Raw genomic sequence first — 22,557 nt, 5'->3', positions numbered from 1 at the left:
GCCCTTTTTTTTGGAACGCAAAAAAGCACCGTGTCATACGATGCTTTTTGGGAATATGTAGGGTCGTGATTTTAATTTCTTCGGCCGCCGCCGCCGCCATTTCCACCTCTGTTGCTGCCACCGCCACCGGGTGATTGCATTTGCGGAGCCGACTGTCTCGGTTGTTGTTGCATTTGCGGAGCCGCTTGTCTCGGTTGTTGCATTTGTGGAGCCGATTGTCTCGGTTGCTGCATTTGCGGAGCCGATTGTCTTGGCTGCTGCATTTGTGGAGCCGATTGTCTTGGCTGTTGCATTTGCGGAGCCGATTGTCTCGGTTGCTGCATCTGCGGTGCCGATTGTCTCGGTTGCGCTTGCGGAGCTTCGGAACGAGTGGCGCGATTCGGCTGATTCACTGCTCTCGGCGTTGATTCGTTTCTGGGAGAAGTTTGGGTTCTTGGCGTGGCTTCGCTTCTCGTAGCGCGTATTTCCCGGGTTTCGTTTGCGCGTCCTTCGCCTCTTGTATTGGCGTTTTTGATCGTTCCGTTGTCGCGGGTCGCGTTCTTGATCGTACCGTTTTCACGTCCGCCTCTCGGGTTGGAACGCGTTGGATAATCGCGTGTTCCCGAATTTTTGATCGTGGCTTTCTCGTTGTTGCGCGTCGCGTTCTTGATCGTTTCGCGGTTGCTTCTTGTGCCTTCGGCTCTTGTGCCGTTGTTGGCTCTTGTGCCATTCGCTCTTGTGGCGCGGGTTCCGTCCGATGTTCTTGTCGGTCTGGCATCACCACGTCTTTTCTCGAGTTCGTGACGGTTGGAGACGTTGGCGTGGCGTTGGGCGAACGATTGGTTCGGATTGCGTCGGGCATAACCGTCGTTGCGTCGGCCGTTGTACATCGTAGCTGCCGTGCGGCTTCTTCTCACATTCACGTAGTTATAGTGGTTGTGGACGTTGACGTGAACGTGCACGTGATTTCTGTATCGGTAAACCGGCATCGGATTCCAAACATGCCAGTAAGACGGGTAATATCCCCAATACCAAGATGAAACGTAAGGTTGGTAACCGATTCCCCACCAAGCGTCATAAAAAACCGGACGCGTTACGTAGACCGGCTCGTAAATGTAATTCGGGCCGTACATGTAGACGTCACCGACAACCTGCAGCTGAACATTGTTTCCACTTTTCTCAACTTCGATCGTGGCGACATCCTGGTAAACATCCCTATCCAAAACGGCCTGGAGCACGACAAGTCTAGTGTTTCCCTGAGTCGATTCTATCACGCGGATGTAATCGACCTCGTTGTCCTGGTTAAGGTCAAGGTTGGAGATTTGATTGTCAGGATCGTTCAATCGCTGCTCAAAATCCTGAAGATTGCGCGAGTCGCCAAAAATCGAGGCGACGGCTTTCAGGTCGAGGTTATCACTCACGTCATAATTGGTCGCCGTGACAGTTGTCCGGTCCTGGGCAAAAGCAGCCGTTGCGAGGAACAGGCTGAAAATCGAGTAAAATATCCTGGTTTTCATAATCTTGGTTTTTTTGGTTGCTGAATTTCTTGAAAGCCAAAATTCAAACACTGTGCCAAAAAAATCGCATTGGCTTCCAAGCCTTGATTTTATTGACTATCTTTAATCGAAAGTTACCATTAAGCATATGAAATACATTACACCATTACTGCTAATTTTCACGTTTTTGTCCTTTCGGTCAAGCCGATTCACCTCTGACAATTTCACCAAGGTCGAAGTCGACACTTTGCTAGCCGGAGGCTTTTCATCGCGGGCGATAACAATCGATGGGAACAAAATCTGGTACGCCGCCGACAAATCGCGTTACGGCTACTACGACGTGGCAACCAAAAAGACGTTGTCGGAAACTTTTTCTCCCGACACACTTGAATTCCGAAGCATCGCCCAAACTTCAAAATCGATTTTTTTGCTGAACGTGGCCAGCCCGGCATTTTTGGTCAAGGTCGATAAAGCATCGGGAAAGCGGGAAATCGTGCACAAGGACGACAACAAAAAGATATTTTACGACAGTATGCAATTCTGGAACGACAAGGAAGGCATTGCGATGGGCGATCCGATAGAAAACTGCCTGAGCGTGCTCGTGACCAGAAACGGCGGAAATTCGTGGACGAAAATCGACTGCGCCAAACTTCCGAAGACGTCCGAAGGTGAAGCCGCGTTCGCCGCATCGAACACAAACATCGTAGTAAAGGGAAACAACACCTGGATAGTAACCGGCGGGAAACACGCGCGCGTCCTTTTTTCATCCGATAAGGCAAAAACCTGGAAAATCTACGACACGCCGATCGTTTCGGGAAAGTCGATGACGGGCATTTTTACCGCAGATTTCTACGATGCCAAAATTGGGATGGTGGCCGGAGGCGATTACGAAAGGCAAAACCGCAACCAGGAAAACAAGGCGATCACTTACGACGGCGGAAAAACCTGGAAATTGATAGCGGAAAATGAAGGATTCGGCTATGCTTCGTGCATTCAGTTCGTTCCGAAATCGAAAGGTCTGGGATTGGCAAGCGTCGGAGCGTCGGGACTTCACTATTCCTGCGACGGCGGAAAATCCTGGAAGCAATTGCTCAACGACTATTCGCTTTACACGATAAGATTCGCCAACGACAGCACGGCTTATGCGGCCGGAAAAGACAAATTGGTCAGAATCCGTTTCAAAAAATAAGGAGCCGTTAAAGCTCCTTTTTGGTTTGTCGGTTTTAGTCTCGTTTGCGTCTGTATTGCTGCAACAACTTTTTATTGAAATCTTCTTCGGCTTTCTTTAGCCTTACGATTTTTACCGCTCCAATCACGGGTCTCAAATCGGCGACCAATTTCTTTTTGAGCTGATAGAGTTCGGTTTCGGTACTTTCCATCTGCGAAAGCAACGAAGACGCTTCTTTCTCTGTCATGTTTGTCAAATCGCCGTCGTTGATCTTCTTTCTCAAGGCATCGAGTTTTTCCTTCCGGAGTTCGAACTGCTTGTCGTCAAAGGCGTTGTAAATAGGCCAGAATTTTTCGGCTTCATCGGAGCTCAACTGCAATTGTTCGGTCAAAAAAGCGACCTTGAGCGACTTGATCTGTTCTTTCTTCTCCTTGAGCATGCGTCCGTCCTGAGCGAAAATTCCCATAGAAAGCAAAAGCAGCAAAAGCGTTAAAAGGTTTTTCGTTTTCATCGTTTATTCTGTTATGATGTGTTCAATGTTGTTGTCCGAAAGCACGGCCTCGATGGCTTCATCCGAAACGGGAAGTTCGGTTTGTTGTTGCAGATGCTCGATATCTTCTGTCCCGAGTTCGTTTACAAGATCGAATTGGTTCAAGCCCGATTCGTAGGCGAGATAATTTTCGAGTGTCGCCTGATCGATGTTTTCGGACGGTTTTTCCAGCAACTGGTAAACAGGAATCATCAAAGCAAGCACCAAGATGGCGGCCGCGGCATAAAATGTGGTTCTGTGACGCGCGAAAAGCGAAACGACTTTTGGTTCGTTTACTGGTAATTTTGCGAGGATTGCGTCTTCGAGATTGTCGAAATAACCGTCCGGCGACTTGAAGCCGCTTTTGAATTTTGGTTCGTTCCCGAGGTTGAATGCGTTCATATCCTTTTGACTTACAATTTTATCGAGGGTTTAATTTCCCTTTACGTATTCTTCGATTTTTTTGACGGCGTGGTGGTACGAAGCCTTTAGCGCGCCGACTGAAGTGCCCAAAATTTCTGACATTTCTTCGTATTTGATTTCCTGGAAGTATTTCATCTTGAAAACCAATTGCTGTTTTTCGGGCAGGAGCGAGACGGCTTTCTGCAATTTGAGTTCCATTTCCGATCCGTCATAATGCACATCGGCTTCAAGATTCTCTACCAATTTCGATTGCAGTTCTTCATTGCTGATGCCGCTTTTCCGGGCTTTTTGGTTCAGGAAAGTGATGGATTCGTTAGTCGCGATGCGGTACATCCACGAATAAAGTTTGCTCTCGCCCTTGAATCCGGAAAGGAATTGGAAAACTTTCACGAAAGTGTTCTGGAGTACGTCGTCGGCATCGTCGTGGTCGTAAACGATCGAACGGATATGAGTGTACAACGGCCGTTTATAGTCGTGCACAAGCTTCCGGAACGCCTCGTTTTGCGTCTTCGGATCTAGCAATCGCTTTATGAACTCCTGTTCTTCCAAATCGCGGATTTGTAGGTTGGACTATTCGGAAGCCAAAGGGTTTAATGGCTATTGGATCGAAAATTCGGCTGTGTTTTGGGTAGCGGGTTTTGGTTTGGGAACCGTCGGACGAACGATTGCGGCAGGGTTCGGAACCGGAGCCGAATAAGCCTTCAAAGGGAAATACAGTTGCGTCACCCATTTCGAAGGACTTTTGGAATCGTCGATGTTCTTGGCCAAAACCTCGATTACGCGAATGTTGGGATCGCGCTCAAGTTTCGATTTGATGATGTAATCTCCGGCGCGTTTCCAGGCTTCGGCTCTATGCGAATAATCTCCGTTTAGCGTGACTTTCACAGACTTCATCGTCTCGAATTCGCCATAAGTCACGTCGCTGTGTTCTGATGTGCGGACTTCCTCTTTTATCGGAATGCAGACCGAAAAACGCGTGCGGTTGTTGGCCGAATCGTAAGAGTGGTAAAGCACGAAAGGTTTTCCGTTGGATGCGATGTCGTTCTTGCGGAAGAAATATTGCATTTTCGACAACATCACGCGCATGTTCTTCGGAGCGTTTTCTATCGTACTCAAAATCGTCATCTGCAGGAATTTCGCGCCGCTTTTGTAGACCGTTCCGTTTTCGGCAATCGAGAAAGTGTTGATTTCGTAAACCAAAGTCTTGTCGAGATTGGCCAGACTTTGCTCGTTTTGCGCGCCAAGCAGTTTTTCGAGTCCGCCTTTGGCCACAGCTTGCACTTTATACCAGAATCCGACTTTTCCTTTTGTGCGCCAAGTGACTTTAGTTCCGCCTTTTACTTGTTCGAACTTCCATGACATCTGCGAAGGCAAGCCGTTGAACTCCATTTTTTGGGCGAGGCTGTCGCTGTCTTTGGAATAGGTGTTGACGATTTTTCCTTGTCCGTCAGCTGATTTCCACGAAACAGATCCGCCTTGGCCCGAACTCACCGCCGGATAAGTAAACTTGGTCGACGCGTCGCCTTTCGTCCAAGAACTGAAGTTTTCCCAGTTGCGGAAGTCGTTCACATAATTGAAAACCACGGCTTTTGGGGTTTTTATCACGGCCGAACGCACCACGTCGTATTCGCCCTTTTGTGTGGCGACAAAAACCACGATGCCCACAAGCGCGAGAATCAGAAGCAGGAAAATGTATTTGAGTATGCGCATTTGCAGAAAAAGCGTTGGTTTGGGCTAAAGTTATGAAACCGATTCCACAATGGGAACCGACTTAGTGTTTCATATAGAATTTGATGGCGAACAAGGCGGCGATGAACAGCAAAAACACGATCAGAACGCGGTAACTTCCTTTGTATTCGCGCTTGTGCAAGCCGGAATCCTTGCGATACATCACGATTGCCGCGACGATGAAACAAACCAGGAAAACGCCCGCGAAAATGAGTTGGCCTTGTGAAAACATTGTGTATAAATTTCGTGCAAATGTAGCCAATACAAAGCAGTTCGTCACTACTTTTCGGACGTAGAAAATTGGTCAGACCATGCAAAAACAACTCGACTCCGTAAAGGAATTCCACACGGCTTTTGGCCTTGGATATGCCGAATCCCCAAGAGGTGATTTGGGAGAAAGCAAAAACATCCTGCGTTTCAATTTGATGAAAGAAGAAAACGAGGAATATCTCGAAGCCGTCCAAAACAATGACGTCGTGGAAATTGCCGACGCTTTGGGCGACATGCTCTATATTTTATGCGGAACGATAATCGAACACGGGCTGCAACACAAGATCGAGGAAGTTTTCGACGAAATCCAGCGCAGCAACATGAGCAAGCTCGACCACGAAGGAAAACCGATTTACCGCGAAGACGGAAAAGTCATGAAAGGCCCGAACTACTTCAAGCCTGATTTTTCGAAAATATTGGGTCAAGTATCTTTATAAAATCCCAGGTCCAAATCCCATCCCGAAAGCTGTCGGAACTAAATTGCAATCGTTGTATTGAAATAGTAACGTTTGTAGCTGAAAAGTATACGAAGGCCGAATACGTCCAGGGAACTAATCCGTGCATTCATGGCTTATTTTCCGAGCGAACGTATTTGTGTTTTTTGTTTTTCGCCGCTTGCCAATGTCGATTTGGTAGCGAAAGTTTAAAAGGAAGACTTCTTTTAACAAAAAGTACAGATTTTCTGTAAACGATATATTTCTAAAATCGCGATCTTACCTTCAGGGAAGGGGCAAATGTTTATCCCTACAAAATCCCTGTGATATTGCTTTACAGAAAATCTGTAAAAAATGTTAAATTTTTTTTAGCCCTTTGCAATAATCTTCGAAACAACTAGAAGTAAAAAGAAATCCCGTTCGCGCCAAAGCAAACGGGATTTTTATTTTAGTTTCGGAATAACGAACAATGAATAGCCGAGTCTAGACTTTCACCATCCAACCAAAATCGTCCGCGGCAAGTCCGTATTGGATGTTCGTGAGTTTTTCCTTGAGTTGGGAAGCGTAAGAATTCTCGACTTTCGGCAATTCGTAGTAGACATCGTCATAGCTGAAACCGACGATCGGGTTTACGACGGCCGCGGTTCCGGCGCCGAAGACTTCCTTGAGTTGGCCATTTTTGGCCGCTTCAACCAATTCCGATACCAAGACCGACCGCACTTCGACTTCAATTCCTTCGCGCTTGGCGATGTCGATAAGGCTTTTTCGCGTCACGCCGTCAAGGATTCGCTCGCTGGTTGGCGCGGTCAACAAAGTGTCTCCGATGCGGAAAAACACGTTCATAGTCCCGGCTTCCTCGAGTTTGGTGTGCGTTGCGTCGTCTGTCCAGATGATTTGCTGGAATCCTTTTTCGTTTGCGAGTTTGGTCGGATAGAATTGTGCCGAATAGTTTCCGGCGGCTTTCGCGGCTCCGATCCCGCCGTTTGCCGCGCGGCTGTAGTGTTCGGCGATGATGACTTTCACTTCTCCCGAATAATAGGATTTTGCCGGAGAAAGGATCACCATAAATCTGTACTGCGTAGAAGGAGCGGCCACGACGCCAGAACCGATCGCGATCATGAACGGACGTATATATAAGGTGTTGCCTTTTCCTTTTTTGACCCATTCGCGTTCGAGATCGATGAGTTGTTTGAGGCCTTCGATAAAAATCCATTCCGGGACTTCGGGCATGGCCAGACGCGTTGCAGATTTGTTGAAGCGCTCGTAATTCTGGTCAGGGCGGAACAACCAAACGCTGTCGTCATCGTGCTTGTAGGCTTTCATGCCTTCGAAAATCGCCTGTCCGTAGTGAAAAACCTTGGCCGATGGATCAAGCGTGAACGGCTCGTACGGTTTTATAAGCGGTTTTTCCCATGCGCCGTTGCGGAAATCGCACGTGAGCAAGTGATCGGAAAAAATGTTCCCGAAGACGAGGTTTTCGAAATCTACAGCATCGATTTTTGTCCCCGATGCGCGAACTATATCGATTTCGTTTGTTGCATTGACATTCATTATCGTTTGGGTTTTTACGGACTGAACGGTTCAATTATCTGATTTGCAGATATTTGACCGAAAAGTTAGGTTTGTGTTGGCGACTTTTTTGTCACTGCCGCTAAAATACTAAAAATCGAGGGCTGAAAAAAATTTAGAAGTGCCGGAGTGCAAAGTTCCTTGGTTCCTGAGTTGGAAGTCCCTGAGTTCTTGGCGTTTTTGACGTCTCTATTTTTTTGGGATTTTGATTTGGAACCGATTCTTGATTTTGGGAGGATTTTTGAATCGGAATCCGGACTGCGTGAGCGATGCCGCCATTGTCTAAGCTCTTTGGCCAGCCCTTTAAGCTGGACAAAAGCGAGTGGCTGCAGCGCGACGGCGGCTTTTTGTTTTAGTTGCTGCGAACAGTTGCAGTCGCAGAAGTGAACGTTGTAAAATGCCCGCCGCCGGCACGCCCTGATCTTTATAGCTATGCTATTTATGGGTGTAAAATTCTAAATTTGACAACAAGTGCCAGAAATGTTGGCTGCGAAGCAAAAAAGACATCGGTTCAATAACGGCACAAACCACTAACCCGTTAAAATATAGCGGCATTGTAAAAAAACCGCTATTTTTGCGCGACAGACAAAAAACACATACGACATATGAAAAAAGTTCTCCTACTTTCGGCTGCGGTTTTGGCGCTTGCCTCTTGCAAACAAGAAAGCAAACCGGCTCCGGATCAACCTGTTGAAACAACAACCGACACGATCAAGAAAGATACAGTAGCGCAAATCGGAAGCCACGAAAGCAAACTTTTGGCCGCGAATTATGTTTCCAAAAACGACGATCCGCGTTTTCCGCAAGTGCTTTCGACCGAGCAGCAAGAGCCTAAATACGCGTCTTTCGGAAAGAAAATCACGTCTGAAAAAGCGTTGAGCGATGCGGCGATGCTAAAGAAATACGAAGGGTTGAAAACGGGCGATACGATTGCCGTGAAGTTCAAGTCGAAAGTGAATAGCGTCTGCAAGAAAAAAGGGTGTTGGATGAAAATGGACATGCCGAAAGACAAAAAGGCGTTCGTGAAATTCAAGGATTACGAGTTTTTCGTGCCTTTGAACGCTGACAATTCTACGGCAATCGTTTCCGGGAAAGCTTATCTGGATGTGATTTCAGTAGCCGAATTGAAGCATTACGCCAAAGACGGAGGGAAATCCCAAGCCGATATCGACAAGATCAAGGAACCGCAAATCACTTACGCTTTCATGGCCGACGGCGTGCTTATCTCTGAATAAATGCGATACCCGATTGCGATTTTAGTCTCGGTTTTACTGATTTCCTGCGGTTCGAAAGAGACGAAGGAGAATGTTGGCGCGAAAGATTCTGTGGCGGTTGCCAAAGATTCGGCCGGCGGCAAGAAATTCGAGATGTATGAAATGACCGAAATGGCGATGCTCATGGAGCAGATGTACGTCGACAACCAGCGCTTGAAAGAACGCATCACGAAAGGCGACACGATTGGGAAATTCCCGAGCCATTTCCTCAAAATACACAGTGCGGTGATGACAGATCCGGCCGAGAACGACGCTTTTTTCAAGGAAAAGGCCGCCGCTTTCATCAAAGCGCAGGAATTGATTTACCAAGATACGAAGAACGCCCAAAAGCATTTCAACGACGGTGTAGATGCGTGCATCCAATGCCATGAGGTAAAATGCGCCGGACCGATCGCGAGGATAAAAAAACTCTACATCAAATCGTGAAACGCGAAATTTTGCGCACGGCAGACGGCTCGACCACGATCCATTTGCCCGATTGGGACGAGTCCTATCATTCCAGACACGGCGCGATCCAGGAAGCTTACCACGTATTCATAAAGAACGGGCTTTCCCTTTTCGAGGGCAAGCCTGTTTCTGTTTTGGAAATCGGGTTCGGGACGGGATTGAACGCTTTCATCACTTTTCTGCAAGCCCAAAAAGACGGCTTTGAGGTCGACTACGTTGGCGTTGAAGCTTATCCGGTCGCGGCCGACGAAGTTTTACAGCTCAACTATGTATCCGAACTCAAGGCGGATGATTTTGTTGGCGCTTTCGCGGATATGCACCAGTCGAAATGGGGAACTCCGATTGATTTGTCAGCCCATTTCCAGCTGACCAAACGCGAGCAATTTTTCCACGACATCGCCGACGAGAACCGATTCGACCTGATTTATTTCGACGCCTTCGGATTTCGCGTGCAACCCGAATTGTGGAGCTCGGAAATTTTCGCGAAAATGTTCAGGGCGCTCAAACGGAATGGCGTTTTGGTGACTTATGCCGCAAGAAGTCCGATAAAACGCGCGATGATCGAATCTGGTTTTCGGGTCGAGAAGTTGGCCGGTCCGCCCGGGAAACGCGAGATGTTTCGGGCTTGGAAAGAAAGTTGATTCTTAAATTTCGAATTCTCGGATTCTCGTAGTCGATTGCTTCCATAATTTTCACATTCCGACAAACTCAAAATCTGCCAAACAATTTTATGATTTTTTTGGCATTTCCGATTCTTTACCTCGATGAAATTCAAGACTCGGCATTGATCTTTAAAAATTCCATTGTTAATTAACAAAGTGTGATGGACGCTCTAACGCTAATTTTTCGTTACATTTGAGAGAACCAACAATCAATCCCAAATAGTTAAAACGTTCAAACAAATTATGAAGAGAACCATGTTTTCCTACACGAAGGAGATTCTGGAAAGAGTCAGCTTTGATCCTTCGCTGTTCGTAAAGGAATTGCAAAAAGCATTGAAGGTCTTACTTCCCTATGAGGTCGAACAATTGAAAGACTGGCTGGTAGGCTTCACGGTCGAAAAGCCAGAACTGAAACCCTGTCTTATGTATGTCAACAAATAAAACTAAAGGAGCTTAAACGGCTCCTTTTTTTATTCGCACGATTGAAATTATTGTAAGAAAATTATCTATATAATTATGTAAAATGCGTATTTAGTCGATAGTAATTACACTTTATCGGCTTTTTTCGAAAGAATCGCTTTGTGGAAATGATTTAGTTCTTTAGTTTTACTCCGATGATTTTCCTGATTTTCAGAATCTTTTGATATCCGATACCTGAAAAATCCGGGAGTAATTCGAAAGTAAAAACCCTAAATCTTAAGTTATGCCGCGTATGATCTACGATTACACCAAAAACGTTCTCGAGCGCGTAAGTTTCGATCCCAAACTTTTCGTCAAGGAGCTCAGGAAAGCACTCAAAGTGTTGCTCCCGTATGAACTCGAGATGCTAAGGCGCTGGCTGGATTTCTACACCAACCAAAAACCGGAATTGAGACCCTGTCTTTGCGTGATCCCGTAAAATGAGAAAGAGCCCGTTCAAGGCTCTTTTTTGTTGTCGTTATTGGCACTTCTCTTTTTCTCCCAATCCTCGATTTTTCGCCTGGCTTTTCTTGAATAATAGAGTACAAACAAAAAACCGATGCCTACCGCGATGAAAACACTCGTCATTTCTTTGGTAACGGACTGATGATTTCTACATTCTGGAACACGATCGCACCTTTGATGACGCCAGCGATCGTCGAACGCAGTGCTTCGATTATGTGCAGTTTTAGTTCGGTTTTGGGATACACCAGACTTACCTCACGAGAAGGTTTCGGATCTTCGAAATGATGCAATTTTCCCTTGTCGGATTCTTTTAGGTCGAGCGTGTGCAAATAGGGCAGAAGCGTCGTGCCCAAACCTTCGTCGGCGAGTTTGATCAGCGTTTCGAAACTGCCGCTGGCTATCGTGAAATGTCCGTTTTCCTGCAAATCCTGTCTTTTGCAAAGGTTCAGGATGCCGTCGCGGAAACAATGTCCGTCCTGCAAAAGCAAAATCTCGTCGACATTCAGATCGTTGATCGACAGTTCTTTTTTGTCCGCGGAAGCGTGACCTTTCGGAATATAAGCCACAAAAGGTTCGTAATACAAAGGCGATTCCTTGAGTTTTTCCTCCTGAAGCGGCGTTGCGGCTATCGCGGCGTCCAGATGTCCGTTTTTGAGGCGGGTGATGATGTCATCGGTGTTCAGCTCCTCGATCACAAGTTTCACCTTTGGGTATTTCTTGATGAAGTTGTTGAGGAACATCGGAAGCAACGTCGGCATGATCGTCGGGATGATTCCCAGTCTGAATTCGCCTCCAACGTAGCCTTTTTGCTGATCGACGATGTCCTTGATACGCGTCGACTCGTTCACGATATTCTTGGCCTGCGTGACGATTTTTTGGCCGATGTCAGTGAGTTGGATGGGTTTTTTGCTCCGGTCGAAGATCAGCACGCCGAGTTCGTCCTCGACTTTTTGGATCTGCATGGAAAGTGTCGGTTGCGTCACGAAACACTTTTCGGCGGCAAGCGTGAAATTTTTGTGTTCGGCCACCGCGAGCACATATGTGAGTTGCGTAATTGTCATCGATTGAATTTTGTGATAAAAATATGAATTCTATCATTTTTTCTTATCGGAAATCGGATTAATTTTAGGGCAACAAACACAAAATTCACCAAGACATGAAAACCAATATTTTAGGTTTGCCCATCAAGGAATCCGAAGAAATCGTAACGCATCTGAACACGCTTTTGTCCAATTTTCAAGTGTATTACCAGAATTTGCGAGGCATACATTGGAACATCCGCGGCAAGCGATTCTTCGACCTTCACGTGAAATTCGAGGAATTGTACAACGACGCTCAGCTCAAGATCGACTTGATAGCCGAACGCGTCCTTACGATCGGTGGAACGCCATTGCATACTTTCGAGGATTACGTTAAACTCAATAAACTCGAGGTCGGAAAGAACATTTCCAAAGACGAGAAAGCGGTGCATCTGATTGTTTCCTCGTTGACCGAACTTTTGAAAATCGAGAGGGAAATCCTCAACAGAACCGATGAGATAGGAGACGAGGGCACGAATTCGATGATGTCAGACTTTATTTCGGAACAGGAAAAAACCATTTGGATGATGAACGCCTGGCTCGAGGAAGACATCTGAAGAAATAGCCAACATTAGAAAAAATCATTTCCACATTAAAAAACCTGAGGTCGTATTTATTTCGATTTCAGGTTTTTGTGTTTCTCAGGTTAAAATAATTCTAAATAATCTAATCTTAGATTTGGAAAACCGCGCCAAGCGTCTATTTTTGTGACATGAGACTTTTGGCAAGACTTGTTTTGTTGCTTTTCGTTTTCTTTTTGGCGACGCCTTCCATCGTGAGCGTGATCAAAAAGTCTACGAATACGTCCTGCTTTTTCAGTATGTCTGAAGAAGAACTGGCGCACAAGGAAGTCAAGGCGGAACTCAAATTCCACTTGCCGCATCATCCACCACTTGTCATTGAGGAAATCGCGCGCCCTATTGCCGCGCGCCAAACGCCAATGGTCGATTCTTTCTCGGCCCGCATCCTGATTCCGCCGCCCGAAACGGTTTAATGCAAATTTCCAACGACAACGCAAAGCGCGCTTGTCCCATTTTGTATTAAATCTAAGGTCATGACAAAAAAAACAAACATTTTTGCCAACCTCAAGTCTGATTTTGCGTCAGGTTTGGTTGTATTTCTCGTAGCGCTCCCGCTTTGTCTGGGCATTGCGCTCGCTTCCGGCGCTCCGCCATTGTCGGGGATTTTGGCTGGTATCATCGGTGGAATCATAATCGGTTCACTGAGTAATTCAAATATCAGCGTTTCCGGTCCGGCGGCCGGTTTGATCGCGATTGTGCTTACGGCGATCAACAAATTCGGGGCTTTCGAGATTTTCCTGCTTTCGGTTCTGCTCGCGGGCGTTTTCCAATTGATTCTCGGTTTTATCAGAGCCGGTGCAATCTCGAACTATTTTCCGTCGAACGTGATTGAGGGCATGCTCGCGGGAATTGGGATCATCATCATAACCAATCAGATGGAACACGCTTTCGGATACGACAAAAGCGGAGAAACGGGTGAAGAATCGTTGTTCAGGCTTGACGGAGGAAACCCGTTTTCGGACATTCCCGACATTATCGCCAGAGTCGAGCCCGGCGCGATCGTCATTGCGTTGGTTTCACTGGCCATTTTGATCGCTTGGGACAAAATCGGATTCTTGAAACGACTTAGATTGCTGCCAGGCGCGCTTTTCGCGGTCGCGGTTTCCATCATTTTAAATCAGATTTTTATCGCGACGGGAAGTTCACTGGCTTTGGGAAGCACGCATTTGGTCGCTTTGCCGCCTTTGAATTCTTTCGACGATTTCATCGGATTTTTCACTTTGCCCGATTTTACCGCGATCTCGAATCCTCAGGTTTGGATCACGGCGGCGACGATCACGGTCGTGGCGTCGGTAGAAACTTTACTCTGTATCGAGGCTTCGGATAGGATGGACGTACAAAAACGTTACACCGATACGAATCGGGAACTGAAAGCCCAGGGAATCGGGAACATCATCAGCGGGCTTATCGGCGGATTGCCTATCACGTCTGTAATCGTGCGGTCTTCTGCCAATGCGAATGCGGGCGCGAAATCGAAAATGTCGGCGATCATACACGGCTTGCTTCTGTTGGTGTGCATTTTGGCCATCCCGATGGTTTTGAGCAAGATTCCTTATGCGACGCTGGCTGCGGTTTTGATCCTTGTCGGATACAAACTGGCCAAACCCTCGACATTCCTGCACTTTTGGCACCAGGGAAAATACCAGTTCGTGCCGTTCATCGCGACTTTGGTTGGCGTTTTTGCCACAGATCTGCTCAAAGGCGTCGGCATCGGACTGGCGATCTCGATTATTTTCATCATCCGCGGAAATCTCAAACGCGCGTATAATTTCCGCAAGGAAGAATACGCCGACGGTGACGTGATTCACATCGACCTTGCCCAGGAAGTTTCATTCCTCAACAAAGCAGCGATCAAGGCTACGCTGAACGAGATTCCGGACAATTCCAAAGTGATGATCGATGCCTCGGATACGGTTTATATCGCCCACGACATTCTCGATCTGATCAACGAATTCAAGAACGTGCGAGCCGTAGACAGCAACATCAGGGTCAGGCTGAAAGGCTTCAAGGAAGCGTACAATCTCGTAAACTCGGACGATGGCGTGAACAAGGTTTCGGTACATCATCGATCTGAAGCCGTAAAACGCCACGCCGACCAATTGAAACGGAAAAGTGAATTTGCCGCTTCATCTAACGACCAAAATGATTAATTTTGAAACTTTGAAAAAACACGACAACAGAAATGGACAATTTTTATAAGAAACTGCTCGACAACAACAAGAAGTTCGTTGAGGAAACTTTGAAACTCGATCCTCAATTTTTCAACGATCTGGCTAAAGAACAGCATCCGCCGTTGCTATGGATCGGTTGTTCAGATAGCCGCGTGCCTGCCAACCAAATTACGGGAACGCGTCCGGGCGAAGTTTTCGTACACAGAAATATCGCCAACATGGTGATTCACACGGACATGAATATGCTTAGCGTTCTCGACTATTCGGTGAACGTGCTGAAAGTGAAGCACATCATCGTTTGCGGACACTACGGCTGCGGCGGAATCAAGGCGGCGATGGGCAATCAGTCGATCGGGATCATTGACAACTGGATTCGCCATATAAAAGACGTTTATCGCCAGCACAAAGCCGAGCTCGACGCAATACAGGACGAAGATGAGCGTTTCAATAAATTCGTGGAGACGAACGTGAAAGAAAACGTATTCGACCTTGCCAAGACCTCGATCGTGCAGAATGCCTGGAATAATGACCAGGATCTTACGATTCACGGATGGGTTTACGGCTTGAATTCCGGATATGTGACAGATCTTGAAGTGGACATGAATTCACAGACGGATCTCGATGAAGTTTACCAGTTGCAGTTCAACAAGTAACTTGGTAGTTTTTAAAAGTGACCTTTGGGCCGGACAGAAGTGTTCGGCTCTTTTTTTGCTCGTTTTTTTGCTTCGGATTTTCTTCGCCTGGGCTGTTTTTTGACCACGACATGGCGTGGAAATTCGCGAATTTGAATGCGTTCAGGTTTTACTTCGCCGCTTATGATTTTGGCCACTAATGCACGAATTTGCTGCGACTGCGAAACGGTCTAAACAATCGGTGGCGACAATGGAAATATATTTGGCGGTGGTTTTTTACTCAATCTCGCTGTTCTCGTTGAAGGCCGAAGGCAACAGCTGCGGAATGAACTTGATAAGAATAGGAAGCAGCAAACTTCCGCCGGGAACGAGGAAAATAGTGAGCGACGGAATCGATTTGCACACGTCGAGAATTTGCTTGCGGACCTTTTTCTTCTCTTTTTCGTCCAGATCGCGCGTTGTTGAAAGCGCCAGCAATTTCACGAGTTCGCCGCTTTGCATAATTTCCTTGACGAGGCGATTCTTGTTCCGCTTGATGAGCACGATCACGCTTTCGGTCATGTGATCGTAAAAGTGTTTGACCGGATTCGAGTAATTGAAGTAGGCGATTTCTTTTTTATGTGTTCCGATGAAAGCGTTCAGTTCCGAAATGCCATCGTCCACCAAATTCGAAGGCAACTCCATGAATTCGCCGAGTTTGTACAAAAAGTACTTTTCCTCGTTCTCCATCACGCCGTCGCTCCACATAGCGAGTCCGGCCATGTCGAGCAGATAGTATTTCTCGAGCGGATTCGTGAAAAAACTCAAATCGAGTGCCTCGAGATTGCTTACCGCGATCGTCGAGAACTTTCCGTAGCGCAACGAAGCTTCGAACAATTTGATCAAAAGCGTGTCGTAATTGGATTTTTTGGATTTCGTCTGTAAAGCCATCGATACGACCGAAATGATAAGTTCTTCGGCTCGTTTGATGTATTTGTCCGGAATACTGCCGTTTTCGAGGAATTTCTGGTAAGCCAGCACGTCGATGAACAGCAAAGCGTTGGTGACGATGTGCGAAAAATTCTTCGAGATGATGTTGTCGTTCGTCTGGACGCGTTCGTCTATGATTTCCTCGAGGTTCAGCGAAGGCGGTTGGCCAGGAAGCACTTTCTTGAGTAAATTGAATCCCTTTGGATTCATTTCGTTGTAGAAAGCGATCGTTTCGGACACGAATTTTTCGCGATCGTCAACTTCGCGTATCTCGACGTAAATCCTGTGCAAGATGACCAGCAGAGCCAGTTTCGAGACTTCTTCGTCAAGCCAGCCGCGGTTTTCTATGGTTTCTTTGGTGTAGAACGAGATGATGTGGCCGTAGATGAATCCGGTTTTGCGGATCTCGCGGTAAAAGATCGCCGCGGCGCCCGTCGGGGCGTCGGTTCCGGGTTGGAGCCCGTGGAAGTATTTGTCTATCCAGCCGTGTGCCGATGGGTTGATCATGGCGCAAAGCTAACTTAGAAAATCCGAATCTCAAATTCCAAATTCCAAATTCCAAATTCCAATCCCGATAGCTATCGGGACAAATTCCAAATTCCAAATTCCAAATCCCAATCCTGATGATAACGGGACAAATCCCAAATTCTCATCTTAGCAAATTCCAAACCTTGCCGGTTTAAGTTGCCTTGTCCCAATTTTTCAGATTTCTTTTTGGTCGCAAGTTGACGAATGGAAGACAGTAATGATTTTGAGCCGATTCAATAAAAGTTGTCGCGAATTGATGCATTGGTTTTGAAAGCGGATTTTGCTATTCGCCTTTGCGTGAGGGATTTTAGCGGATATCCTTTTTGCCCGATGGATTTTTGTTCTTTACTTCAGATTCCAATGGCAAAAAGATAGCAGCGGAAGCCCGACGGCGGCTTCCACGGAATTTTTTGGGAGCCAATCTGCAAATGTCACTGCTTGCTGCCATTTTGAAGCTGGCCGCCGGCACGCCCGAAAAGTTGCAGAAGCAGTAGCAGTAGCAGAAGCAGAAAATCCAGCAAAAAAAATCCGGTGACATTACGCCTCCGGATTTTGATCACACTCCAAATGTTCTTTTGAAACCAATTGGAATTTGTCCCGATAGCTATCGGGATTGGATATTGGATTTTATTTGATTAGTCCTGCGCAAGCCACACGTCCGCCCGCATCGCCCGTTGGCTGCGTGACGAAATCGTCTGCTTTTTCGTGTACGATGAGGCCTTTTTCGATGATGTCTTTGGCCGGATCACCGCATCCTATGCACCATTCTGACGTCGTGACGGTGATCGTTCCGTTTCCGTCCTGGTCAGCCGGGAAGTTGCCGATGTCACCTTTGTGGTATTCTCCAACGCCCCATTTTCCGTGTTTTTTCTTGAGTGGATTCCAGTGTCCGCCGGCCGATGATGCGTCTGCTGCGGAACAATCTGCTTTTTCGTGGATGTGGATCGCGTGAACGCCCGGTTTAAGGCCGCTCATCGTTGCCGTGAACGTGACTTTTCCGTCTTTTTCGGTGAACGTCGCTTTTCCGGATACGCCGCTGTCGCTTTTCTGCGCCAATCCGACCTCGATCGTTTTGGACGGTGAAACGCCTGAATCTGATTTGCCGCTTGACTTACAGGCGACTAACGCCGCAAGTACGAATGCTGAAAGGAATATTTTTTTCATTGTTGTTGTTTTTAGGTCTTTCTCAAAGTTAGGCATTAGACTATCGGGATTTTTCGCGCTTAACAAGTGTTTAACGCATCGGGCGAATGCGATTGGCTATCTTTAGGTAAATTGCGCGCCGTGGCCTGAAATCTGTAGATCAAAATTTTAAAACCATTAAGTTCATTAAGAGCATTAAGATGCTTTGCCGATTCTTGGAAAATTTTAGCAGAAATAGAGTTGTTGCAATCTAAATCCGAAATTCAAAATTTTAAAACCATTAAGTTCATTAAGAGCATTAAGACGCTTTGCTGTTTGTTGATTCTTGGAAAATTTCAGCAGGAATAGAGTTGTTGCAATCTGAATCCGAAAATGAAGTTTTTAAACCACTAAGTTAATTAAGGGCATTAAGAAGCTTTGCTGTTTGCTGATTCTTGGAAAATTTCAGCAGAAATAGAGTTGTTGCAATCTGAATCCGAAATTCAAAATCTTAAAACCATTAAGTTCAGTAAGGGCATTAAGATGCTTTGCTCTTTGCTAAAACTTGATTTGTTAGTGGAATTTTTTGAACCATTTGGAAGTTAAGGTTTTGCGACGTATTCTGGAATCGAGGTATCGTCTTTCCCAAACATTTTTTTGCCGCGAATTCGCGAATTTGATCCGATTTTGGGTGAAAATTCGCGAATTCGCGGTTTAATCAGATAAGGCGATTTATTTGCTACGACGCAGAGCGGAAATCCGTGGGACATAAACCATTTCTTTCGTGTCGGGAAAATCACGAAATACGCTTCCAGTCGATGGCGATTACCCACTCATTTTTGTGGCATTCGGGGCAAATGTGGTTGTCGGTTGGTTTTATCTCGTCCGTGAATCCGCAAAAGCTGCAGGAGTAAGTGTTTCCCGACAGAATCTGGTAATGTTTTTCGGCGTAAAGTTCGGGAATGATCGGAAGGCCGAATTTGACCATGTCGTCCGGATAATAAAAGAGACTGACCTCGCCCGAAACCTCGATGATAGCTTTGCGGACCTGTCCCAGATGGGCGACGCTCTGCACGCGCATTTCCGCAAAAAATTCGTCGTATCCGAGCGGTTCTTTGTTGAAATTGTCGATGGAGAATTTTCCGTGGTCGATGAGACAAATGGGTTTACCTTCGATCATTTGTTCGATTTTCTTGCTTTTGAAGACTATGTAAGTCGTGATTTTGTACAGGATTACGATGCTTCCCAACACGACGAATGCGTTGAAAAGGCCAACGTCTTTGTAGAACATCGGGTCGCCTGCAGCCGATCCGAAACCGATTATGATCACGAGTTCGAAAACCGAAAGTTGTTTTACGCCACGTTTTCCCAACACGCTCAAAGCTGTCAGGATCAACACGTACATAATGGCGGTGCGGAAGACGATTTCCCAATGGAAACTCCAGTCTTCGCTTCCCTTGAAGATCGATTCCCAGTCGATTGGGACAGTTAGTGCGACAAGTTCCTGCATTTCATTTTGTTAAAAATTCAGACCAAAAGTCGGAAATTATATGACAAAGCGTTTTGCAGAGTTCGCGGTTTTTGCTATATATTTACAAAAAACTAACCTCGATGAAGCTTTACGTCAAGTATGATATAAACCTCGCCTGCAAGGTGATTCTGCAGGAAAAACTGGAAGAATTCGGAATCGATTACGAACTCAAGGAATTGGGAGAAGTGGAGATTCGCGGCACGATTTCGCCGGACACGCAAAAACAGCTTGAAGCGGCTTTGGAGCGCTACGGAATCAGGATCGTGAGCAACCACAAGAATACGCTTATAGAAAAGACGAAAGACATCATCATCGAGATGATCTATGAGAAAGAGAAACTTCCGAATACGAACATCTCGACTTATCTCGCCGATCGCCTCAACCACAGTTACGGTTATATCTCCAATTTGTTTTCGGAAGTGACTTATTCGTCCATCGAGAACTTCATCATCATCCAGAAAATCGAGCGCGCCAAGCAGCTAATCATCGAAGGAGAATTGACACTTACCGAAATTTCCTACCAACTCAATTATTCGAGCGTCGCCCACTTGTCGAACCAGTTCAAGAAGACCACGGGACTCACGCCGACGGCCTTCCAGCGCATCATCAAAAAGCGCGCGGGCGCCAGATAGATTTTAGGAATTGTTTTCGGAATGACGTAATTTTATCCCGCCAACAAACATACATCATGAAACCTGGAAAAAGCCTCGTTTTATTAGCAGACGACGATGAGGACGATCGCCTGTTCTTTAAAGACGCTTTAGAATCCCTGAAGATGGACACCGAAGTCGTGACCGCGAGCGACGGGGAAAAACTAATGCAGTATCTCGAAGACGAAGACAACGAATTGCCCCATATTTTGTTTCTCGACCTGAACATGCCGTGTAAAAACGGTTTTGAGTGCCTCGATGCGATCCGGCTCAGTGCCAGATTGAAAAACCTGACTGTCGCGATCTATTCGACATCGGGTGACGACCGTGACATCGAGACCGCTTTCGTGAAAGGCGCCAACGTTTACGTGAAAAAACCGAACGATTTCGATGCGTTGAAAAAAACGCTTACGGAAGTGCTCAATGTAAACTGGCAATTCAGGACGGGAGGTTTGAACAAGGACACGTTCTTGTTCAGCATCTAAAAAAAGCCTACTAGTATGAATTTACGGAAATACTTATCGCCGTCATTGTTGTTGACTGTGGTCTTCGTGATTTCCGTTTTCCTGCTGTTTTTCATCGCCAGCATTTCTTTCAAGCAGATCGATACGCTTTCGCGGACACAGAAATCGATCAGGCATTCGCTTGAGGTCAGAGTCGATCTGGAACGCCTTTTTTCGGAGTTGAAGGATGCCGAATCGGCCAATCGCGCCTTTTTGATGACCGGCGATGAACGCTACATCGCGCCTTACGACTACAGTCACGTCTCCATAAACAAGTCTTTGCTCGAGATCAAACAGAAAATCGGGATTTACAAGGCGCGCGAAAAGGAATTTGACGAATTGTATTCGCTCATCAACGAACGTTTCCAGACTTTGCGCGACAATCGCATCCAAGGTAAAAAGTACAAGGCGCAAGACCCGGAATTCCAGAAGTCGATGTGGGATGGAAAGTTGGTGATGGACAAAATCAGGACCAAGATCAATTCCATCACCAAAAACGAGGAACGCATTCTGGCAAACCAGCAGCGTGAGCACGAGAACGAGATTACGTTCACGCCTTTCACGTCGTCGTTTCTTGTCATTTTCTCGATTTTGGTTTTCTTGCTGACGTTTTTCACGCTCAAGAGAAACCTCAAACACCTTGGCCATCTCAACCAAAAACTGCGTTTGACCAACAAGACTTTCGAGAATGCCGAGCGCATCGGACAAATCGGGCATTGGCAATACGATCTCGATAGGAAGGAGTTGTTTTTTTCGGACAATCGCTTCCGGCTTTTGGGAGGCGAACCCGGCGATTTCGACCAGGACATAAAGACTTTCCTCAAATTCGTACATCCGGCCGACCGCAAAAAAGTCGAAGGTTGTTTCGAGCGTTCCAAAAACCAAAGTGCGTTTACGGTCAACTATAAAGTGTTGAGAACCGATCGCAAGGCGAGATATTTCCGAACGACAAGCCAGATGATCACGACAAAGGACGGACGCGAGATCATCATCGGGATCGATCAGGACATCACGAGTCAGCATCGAAATACGGTAAAACTCGAGCAAAAGAACAACGAACTTCGAAGTACGAATTCGGAACTTTCTTCTTTCAACCATATCGTCAGTCACGATCTGCAAGAACCTTTGCGCAAGATCCAGATGTTCATTTCGAGGATTGACCAGAGCGATTTCGAGAAAGTTTCAGACAGTTCGCGTACTTATCTATATCGGATTCAATCTTCGGCCAATCGCGCCCAAAAACTCATCGACGATTTGCTGACGTACACGCGTCTCAACAGAAGCGACAAAAAACAGGAACTCACAGATTTGAACGAACTGTTGGAAAACGCCAAAACCGATATGGCTCAGGCAATCGAGGAAAAGCGTGCATTGCTCGTATCTGACAAACTTCCCACAATCAAAGTGACGCCTTACCAAATCCAGCAGCTTTTCGTCAACCTGATAAGCAACTCGATCAAATATGCCAAAGACGATTTGCGTCCGGAAATAAACGTGACTTATTCGATTGTCGATGGCGCGCGGATTCCCGAGGCGAAAAAACTCAACGGCAAGAAATTCCACAAAATCGTTTTCAGCGACAACGGCATCGGTTTCGAGCCGCAATACAACAATAAGGTATTTGTACTTTTCAACAGACTTCACGACAAGGAACACTACTCCGGAACGGGCATCGGACTTGCAATCTGCAAAAAAATGAGCGAAAGCCATGGCGGCTACATTTTCGCCGATGGAAACCCGGGCGAAGGCGCCGTTTTTACGCTGTTTCTGCCAGTTTAAATGTTCAGTTTCGCATCCGCAAAGGAAATATTGCAAGAATCGGCCAATATCCTGTAACGGCTGATGGCGCTATTTTTGGGAATTTTGTAAATAACAATAACAACTAAAT

Annotated in this window: 25 protein-coding genes; 14 read left to right on the top strand and 11 right to left on the bottom strand. The window is 46.4% G+C overall.

What is annotated here, in order from left to right:
* Positions 1-71: 71 nt before the first annotated feature.
* Complete coding sequence (locus EOO49_RS07120; RefSeq protein WP_290844127.1) at positions 72-1,496, bottom strand: hypothetical protein; 1,425 nt, start codon at positions 1,494-1,496, stop codon at positions 72-74.
* 127 nt (positions 1,497-1,623) lie between these two features.
* On the opposite strand from EOO49_RS07120, the gene EOO49_RS07115 reads away from it, so the two are divergent.
* Complete coding sequence (locus EOO49_RS07115) at positions 1,624-2,664, top strand: oxidoreductase (RefSeq protein ID WP_290844125.1); 1,041 nt, start codon at positions 1,624-1,626, stop codon at positions 2,662-2,664.
* A 34-nt stretch (positions 2,665-2,698) separates the two neighbouring features.
* On the opposite strand, the gene EOO49_RS07110 is transcribed toward EOO49_RS07115, so the two are convergent.
* The 5 genes from EOO49_RS07110 to EOO49_RS07090 form a co-directional block, all read right to left on the bottom strand.
* Entirely contained in the window at positions 2,699-3,154 is a 456-nt protein-coding gene (locus EOO49_RS07110) for a sensor of ECF-type sigma factor (protein ID WP_290844123.1), read from the bottom strand.
* 3 nt (positions 3,155-3,157) lie between these two features.
* On the bottom strand, positions 3,158-3,574 hold the full coding sequence (locus EOO49_RS07105) for a hypothetical protein (protein ID WP_290844121.1): 417 nt from the start codon (positions 3,572-3,574) through the stop codon (positions 3,158-3,160).
* A 30-nt stretch (positions 3,575-3,604) separates the two neighbouring features.
* Entirely contained in the window at positions 3,605-4,144 is a 540-nt protein-coding gene (locus tag EOO49_RS07100) for an RNA polymerase sigma factor (RefSeq protein ID WP_290844119.1), read from the bottom strand.
* A 48-nt stretch (positions 4,145-4,192) separates the two neighbouring features.
* Positions 4,193-5,305, bottom strand: a complete 1,113-nt coding sequence (locus tag EOO49_RS07095) for an SRPBCC family protein (protein ID WP_290844117.1) — start codon at positions 5,303-5,305, stop codon at positions 4,193-4,195.
* Positions 5,306-5,366: 61 nt separating this feature from the next.
* Positions 5,367-5,555 (bottom strand): hypothetical protein, encoded by a 189-nt coding sequence (locus tag EOO49_RS07090; protein ID WP_290844115.1) that lies wholly within the window; start codon positions 5,553-5,555, stop codon positions 5,367-5,369.
* A 79-nt stretch (positions 5,556-5,634) separates the two neighbouring features.
* Here EOO49_RS07090 and EOO49_RS07085 point away from each other — a divergent pair, with 79 nt between their 5' ends.
* Positions 5,635-6,030, top strand: a complete 396-nt coding sequence (locus EOO49_RS07085) for a nucleoside triphosphate pyrophosphohydrolase family protein (RefSeq protein ID WP_290844113.1) — start codon at positions 5,635-5,637, stop codon at positions 6,028-6,030.
* A 480-nt stretch (positions 6,031-6,510) separates the two neighbouring features.
* Here the strand turns inward: EOO49_RS07085 and EOO49_RS07080 are convergent, their stop codons facing one another.
* Positions 6,511-7,578, bottom strand: coding sequence for a branched-chain amino acid aminotransferase (locus tag EOO49_RS07080; RefSeq protein WP_290844111.1), 1,068 nt, complete (start codon positions 7,576-7,578; stop codon positions 6,511-6,513).
* A 623-nt stretch (positions 7,579-8,201) separates the two neighbouring features.
* Between EOO49_RS07080 and EOO49_RS07075 the strand changes: the two genes are divergently transcribed.
* The 5 genes from EOO49_RS07075 to EOO49_RS07055 all read left to right on the top strand — a co-directional run bounded on the left by EOO49_RS07075 (position 8,202) and on the right by EOO49_RS07055 (position 10,877).
* Positions 8,202-8,831 carry a DUF4920 domain-containing protein gene (locus EOO49_RS07075; protein WP_290844109.1) on the top strand — a complete coding sequence of 210 codons (630 nt, stop codon included), beginning with the start codon at positions 8,202-8,204 and terminating at the stop codon, positions 8,829-8,831.
* Positions 8,832-9,296: a hypothetical protein gene (locus EOO49_RS07070; protein ID WP_290844107.1), complete on the top strand. Its 465-nt coding sequence runs from the start codon at positions 8,832-8,834 to the stop codon at positions 9,294-9,296. It abuts the gene before it with no gap.
* Entirely contained in the window at positions 9,293-9,958 is a 666-nt protein-coding gene (gene mnmD / locus EOO49_RS07065; RefSeq protein ID WP_290844105.1) for a tRNA (5-methylaminomethyl-2-thiouridine)(34)-methyltransferase MnmD, read from the top strand. The genes EOO49_RS07070 and mnmD overlap by 4 nt, the downstream gene beginning before the upstream one ends.
* A gap of 264 nt (positions 9,959-10,222) precedes the next feature.
* A complete protein-coding gene (locus EOO49_RS07060; RefSeq protein ID WP_290844103.1) occupies positions 10,223-10,420 on the top strand; it encodes a hypothetical protein in 198 nt (65 codons plus the stop codon).
* Positions 10,421-10,682: 262 nt separating this feature from the next.
* The gene (locus EOO49_RS07055) at positions 10,683-10,877 is read left to right on the top strand and encodes a hypothetical protein (RefSeq protein WP_290844101.1); all 195 of its coding nucleotides are present in this window, start codon (positions 10,683-10,685) and stop codon (positions 10,875-10,877) included.
* A 145-nt stretch (positions 10,878-11,022) separates the two neighbouring features.
* Here EOO49_RS07055 and EOO49_RS07050 read toward each other — a convergent pair whose 3' ends face one another.
* Positions 11,023-11,964: a LysR substrate-binding domain-containing protein gene (locus EOO49_RS07050; protein WP_290844099.1), complete on the bottom strand. Its 942-nt coding sequence runs from the start codon at positions 11,962-11,964 to the stop codon at positions 11,023-11,025.
* 95 nt (positions 11,965-12,059) lie between these two features.
* Between EOO49_RS07050 and EOO49_RS07045 the strand changes: the two genes are divergently transcribed.
* The 4 genes from EOO49_RS07045 to can all read left to right on the top strand — a co-directional run bounded on the left by EOO49_RS07045 (position 12,060) and on the right by can (position 15,387).
* Positions 12,060-12,539: a Dps family protein gene (locus EOO49_RS07045; RefSeq protein WP_290844097.1), complete on the top strand. Its 480-nt coding sequence runs from the start codon at positions 12,060-12,062 to the stop codon at positions 12,537-12,539.
* 155 nt (positions 12,540-12,694) lie between these two features.
* A complete protein-coding gene (locus tag EOO49_RS07040) occupies positions 12,695-12,976 on the top strand; it encodes a hypothetical protein (RefSeq protein WP_290844096.1) in 282 nt (93 codons plus the stop codon).
* A gap of 60 nt (positions 12,977-13,036) precedes the next feature.
* Complete coding sequence (locus EOO49_RS07035) at positions 13,037-14,713, top strand: SulP family inorganic anion transporter (RefSeq protein WP_290844095.1); 1,677 nt, start codon at positions 13,037-13,039, stop codon at positions 14,711-14,713.
* Positions 14,714-14,745: 32 nt separating this feature from the next.
* Complete coding sequence (gene can, locus EOO49_RS07030) at positions 14,746-15,387, top strand: carbonate dehydratase (protein ID WP_290844093.1); 642 nt, start codon at positions 14,746-14,748, stop codon at positions 15,385-15,387.
* Between the two features lie 255 nt (positions 15,388-15,642).
* On the opposite strand, the gene EOO49_RS07025 is transcribed toward can, so the two are convergent.
* From EOO49_RS07025 to EOO49_RS07015, 3 genes are all read right to left on the bottom strand, one after another.
* Positions 15,643-16,842 carry an LETM1-related biofilm-associated protein gene (locus tag EOO49_RS07025; protein ID WP_290844092.1) on the bottom strand — a complete coding sequence of 400 codons (1,200 nt, stop codon included), beginning with the start codon at positions 16,840-16,842 and terminating at the stop codon, positions 15,643-15,645.
* A 648-nt stretch (positions 16,843-17,490) separates the two neighbouring features.
* Positions 17,491-18,027 (bottom strand): superoxide dismutase family protein, encoded by a 537-nt coding sequence (locus tag EOO49_RS07020; protein WP_290844090.1) that lies wholly within the window; start codon positions 18,025-18,027, stop codon positions 17,491-17,493.
* Positions 18,028-18,781: 754 nt separating this feature from the next.
* The gene (locus EOO49_RS07015; protein WP_290844089.1) at positions 18,782-19,495 is read right to left on the bottom strand and encodes a DUF421 domain-containing protein; all 714 of its coding nucleotides are present in this window, start codon (positions 19,493-19,495) and stop codon (positions 18,782-18,784) included.
* 101 nt (positions 19,496-19,596) lie between these two features.
* On the opposite strand from EOO49_RS07015, the gene EOO49_RS07010 reads away from it, so the two are divergent.
* From EOO49_RS07010 to EOO49_RS07000, 3 genes are read left to right on the top strand one after another with little or no spacing between them, the layout of a single operon-like run.
* Positions 19,597-20,148 carry an AraC family transcriptional regulator gene (locus EOO49_RS07010; protein ID WP_290844087.1) on the top strand — a complete coding sequence of 184 codons (552 nt, stop codon included), beginning with the start codon at positions 19,597-19,599 and terminating at the stop codon, positions 20,146-20,148.
* A gap of 56 nt (positions 20,149-20,204) precedes the next feature.
* Positions 20,205-20,651: a response regulator gene (locus EOO49_RS07005; protein WP_290844085.1), complete on the top strand. Its 447-nt coding sequence runs from the start codon at positions 20,205-20,207 to the stop codon at positions 20,649-20,651.
* A 15-nt stretch (positions 20,652-20,666) separates the two neighbouring features.
* Positions 20,667-22,448 (top strand): CHASE3 domain-containing protein, encoded by a 1,782-nt coding sequence (locus EOO49_RS07000; protein ID WP_290844084.1) that lies wholly within the window; start codon positions 20,667-20,669, stop codon positions 22,446-22,448.
* The last annotated feature ends 109 nt before the right edge of the window (positions 22,449-22,557 follow it).

Source organism: Flavobacterium sp., assembly GCF_004295795.1.
GTDB lineage: Bacteria > Bacteroidota > Bacteroidia > Flavobacteriales > Flavobacteriaceae > Flavobacterium.
The sequence above is the reverse complement of the archived record's forward strand: the minus strand, read 5'-3'. Positions and strand labels throughout refer to the sequence as shown.